Source organism: Escherichia sp. E2748, from assembly GCF_005781125.1.
Classification (GTDB): domain Bacteria; phylum Pseudomonadota; class Gammaproteobacteria; order Enterobacterales; family Enterobacteriaceae; genus Escherichia.
Window position 1 is genome coordinate 1 of record NZ_VATP01000052.1, and the last position, 2,697, is coordinate 2,697.

The 2,697-nt window shown below is 43.3% G+C and carries 2 protein-coding genes; both read right to left on the reverse strand.

Annotated features, from left to right (window positions below):
- Positions 1-1,103: autotransporter-associated beta strand repeat-containing protein (locus FEK42_RS22650; protein WP_346763569.1), on the reverse strand; the 1,103-nt coding region annotated here is incomplete at its 3' end.
- An 823-nt stretch (positions 1,104-1,926) separates the two neighbouring features.
- On the reverse strand, positions 1,927-2,697 hold a 771-nt coding region (locus tag FEK42_RS22655; RefSeq protein WP_138211987.1), incomplete at its 5' end, for an autotransporter outer membrane beta-barrel domain-containing protein.

Here is a 2,697-nt window from a genome sequence, read left to right on the forward strand (position 1 = left end):
CCTTCACTGTCGACAATATAGTCGGAGTTGGGGCTGAAGGTATTTTCTTTACCTGCGCGTAGACTGCCTTTGCTTATATTGGTATCACCAGCATAGCTATTGGAACCAGATAATGTTGTCGTTCCTGAGCCAACTTGATTAATCTGGCCGTTCCCCTGAATATCCGAGGCCAGCAGAAAATCGGTACTGGAGTGATTAAAGTTTACTATCGAAGAGGAAGAAGCATCTGCAGCCCCCAAATGAATAAATGGCGTATTAATCGAACCAGCAGGCTGTTCAGCCTCACCTTGCGCACCACCAATATTTAAAACACCTGTGGCGCCAGGTGCGAGAGTAACCCAGATAAACGAATTGGCATTGATTGTTGCACCATTATTAACGGTAAGAATACCGGTAGTATTAAAAGCAACATCTGGGCTGAATCCACCAAGATAAACATATTCAGCATTCAATGTTGAATTTTTACCATCAACCAGAACATCGCCATAACTATTACGATTTTTTGATGCACTATTGCCTGGATAAGCATATCCAATAGCTACCTGAGCTGAGGTAGTGAGTGTACCGCCATTCGTAATACGTAAATTGCCGATTCCCTGATCGCCAACAATAGCAATGTTAGAGGAAACCGATGAGTCTTCCCCATCAATAACCATCAACCCTTTGGCATCACCATAATACTCGCCAATCCTTAGTTCCTTCAGGTCACTTATCTTACTGCCTTCTAACACATATACCGTGCCGGAACCTTCATTTGTACCCAAATACAAGTTGGATGAAGAACTAGTAAACTGCCAGTTGGTATGGTTGGATAAAGTGAGGGAACCTTCAGAGTTATTACCTACGGTAGCACTGGCAGTAATAAATGAAAGATTATCAATGAGTAATGAGCCATTAGAATCTTTACCTACAGTCAAAGAAGTAAAATTATTCCATCCGGGATCGTAACCTTCAGAGGCAATAATTTTTGCTTCTTCGCCATTATTAATGATAACAACGCTATTTAGCTCTGTGGGTGGGGGTACGGCCAGGGATATGGGTGTAAATAATACCGTTGAAATGGCTATCGCCCGTGTCGATAAGCTGTTTTTTGCTGATTTCATATCACTCACTTTCATCCTTAAATTTAAATGGCGAGATGTTTCTTATTGCACTATTTTTCTTCCTGAAGCCTTGTAAGGCGTAAACATGCAAGTTGCTAAATAAGAATATCTGTAATATTAGATGCAATAAATTTATTAAAGTGTTAGTTGTTCATTGTATTGATTGGTTTTAGTGGTTTGTGCGTGGAGTTAATGTGGTTTTTTTATGTTGTTTAGAAAAAACACATCTAATAATCCTAAACTTTATGTAAGTGAAATAAAGAAAAGGTATGGAAATTACATTAATAGATGGTTGGTGGCTTTTTTGTTCAGAAAAGTAATGTGGTTTGTGTGAATTTTATATTGGATTTTAGCGGAGGCAGGAATTTGAGATTTTTATGAAAATTAATTTAAGGAACACCAGCGATAATTGTCATGAGCGTTATTAAACAACAGGAGAGATGTGGCTATTGTTGAGAAAAATACAAATATAATCCCTTTTTCTGTAGATTTTTCCTGAACACTGAACCACTTATTAATCAACCCTGATGATGACTGTTATCTTCAGGGTATTGCCCTAATCACACATCATGGCCGGGTACGACGGTAGCGTAAGAGAGGCCGGATATACGAATGCAACTAACTTCCGTTACACAGATGAAAAATAACTTGCACAACGGGAGGGGCTATATATGGCGTGCAAAGGAGCCATAGTGATTTCACTCATAAATAAGCTGAATTAACTTCATCATATTTATAGTAAAAATGACTGAATGCGAGCGAATCATAAAGACCAGGGTTCGAAAAAGAGTGCCACCTGTACGTGACAGGTGGCAAAGTGGCATTAAAAGAGATATTTCACGCCCAGCATTCCCTGGGTATCACTGTAACCATTGTCGCCCAACTGCTGGGCGACGTTGCCCCACAGTTGCAGACGCGGAGTAATCTGACCTTCCACCCCCGCTTTTAACTCGCCTGCGTTACGCGCGCCGATGATCTCATCGCCGATGCGATCCATCTTCACGCTGTAATTGCGGGAATTATAAATCCAGTTGGCTTCCACGAAAGGCTGGAAGGAACGCTCTTTATGATCATCAATAGCATGATGACCCTGCAGATACACTTTCACCCCCAGACGCGTTTGCAGGTTGCCTTCGGTGCTGTCCTCAACCAGCGTGCCATTGTCTTCAGTATGATTGTCTGCCTTCACGTCCATCCATGTCAGTTGCATTTTGGGCTGCAGCCAGTAGCTGGTGCGGGCATCTGCGCTTTCACCAAGACGGAAGGTATAACCTGCTTCAATGGCGGCGGTGATGCCGTCAGAGTGATACTTTTCACTCGGCAGGTACTCGCCGGAGACGCTGTTATCAAACCAGTTATAGAGCAACCAGCTGTCAACATAAGTCCCGGTTTTGTCTGCTTCGTTAGCGTACCAGGTGCCATACACGCCCACGCTGTAGCCGTGGATTTGCCCACGTGAGCTGTACCCGGTCAGGCTGGAATGCGTGTGACTCTTGCTGTTGGCATAGCCAGCCATCAGGCCGAGATGCCAGCGATCGAGTGCGTTACTGCTCCATTGCGCAAGATCGCCGCCCAGTTGCAGAACATAACGGTT